1 protein-coding gene and 2 pseudogenes are annotated in these 1,408 nt (G+C 44.3%); all 3 read left to right on the top strand.

Annotation, left to right across the window (positions count from 1 at the left end; genetic code table 11):
* Nucleotides 1–93: pseudogene (locus GMD6S_RS12630) on the top strand (Cof-type HAD-IIB family hydrolase); the annotation flags it as partial.
* Entirely contained in the window at nt 93–911 is an 819-nt protein-coding gene (locus GMD6S_RS09130) for a Cof-type HAD-IIB family hydrolase (protein WP_000763423.1), read from the top strand. The pseudogene GMD6S_RS12630 and the gene GMD6S_RS09130, both read left to right, overlap by 1 nt.
* Nucleotides 912–914: 3 nt before the next feature.
* A pseudogene (locus GMD6S_RS09125) lies at nt 915–1,408 on the top strand (signal recognition particle-docking protein FtsY); the annotation flags it as partial.

Here is a 1,408-nt window from a genome sequence, read left to right as displayed (position 1 = left end):
GAAAATGCGCGACCAGAGATTTTAGAATTAGCAGAGACAGTGATTGGCCACCATAAGGACCAGTCAGTGATGGCTTATATGGAGGGCTTGTAATGGCAGATATTAAATTGATTGCATTGGACTTGGATGGCACCTTGCTGACAACGGATAAAAAGCTAACAGATCGTACCAAGGCGGTCCTCAAAGTTGCGCGTGACCGTGGCATCAAGGTCGTTCTGACAACAGGTCGTCCTTTGAAGGCTATGGATTTCTTTCTCCATGAGCTAGGGACTGACGGTCAAGAGGACGAGTACACCATCACCTTTAATGGTGGTCTGGTGCAGAAAAATACGGGGGAGATTCTAGATAAAACAGTCTTTTCAATCGACGATGTGGCACGCTTGTACGAGGAAACTGAAAAACTCGGATTACCGTTAGATGCTATTTCAGAAGGAACAGTCTATCAAATCCAGTCGGACCAAGAAAGTCTCTATGCTAAGTTTAATCCAGCTCTGACTTTCGTACCAGTCGCTTTTGAAGAGTTATCTAGTCAGATAACGTATAATAAATGCGTGACTGCCTTTGCCCAAGAACCCTTGGATGCAGCGATTAAACAGATTTCTCCTGAATTGTTTGACCAATACGAAATCTTCAAATCGCGTGAACTCTTATTGGAATGGTCACCGAAAAACGTCCACAAGGCAACAGGTTTAGCGAAATTAATTAAACACCTAGGAATCGACCAAAGCCAGGTCATGGCTTGTGGGGACGAGGCCAATGACCTTTCTATGATTGAGTGGGCAGGTCTGGGAGTTGCCATGCAAAATGCAGTTCCAGCGGTTAAGGCAGTTGCCAATGTCATTACCCCGATGACCAACGACGAGGAAGCCGTTGCCTGGGCTATCGAAGAATACGTGCTAAAGGAGAACTAAAATATGGGATTATTTGACCGTCTATTCGGGAAAAAAGAAGAGCCGAAAATCGAAGATATTGTTAAAGAAGCTCTGGAAAATCTTGATTTGTCAGAAGAGGTTGAAGAAAACCAAACGGCAGTCGAAGAAACAAGTCAGGAAGAGACAGCAAGGGACAAAGTGGAAGCAACTCTTGCTCAAGAAGAACTTCCTCAGGTCTTGACAGAAGAAGTGATTGAACCAGAAGCAGTTGAGGAAACTGCTCAGGAAGAGCTTGAGCCAGAATCTGATGAACTGGAACGATTCCAAGAGCCGGAAGAAATTCTAAAAGAAGAGAGCCAAGAAACTGTAGAGTTCGAAGAAGGGTTAGCTTCTGAAGTAGTAGAAGAAGAACTTCCTCAGGTTGAAGAAACTGTACAGGAAAAATATGACCGCAGTCTCAAGAAAACCCGTACAGGATTCGGTGCTCGTTTGAATGCCTTCTTTGCCAACTTCCGTTCTGTCGATGAAGAATTCTT

This window comes from Streptococcus sp. GMD6S (assembly GCF_000297015.1).
Note: the sequence above shows the minus strand (reverse complement) of the source record. Positions and strands in the feature narration are given on the sequence as shown.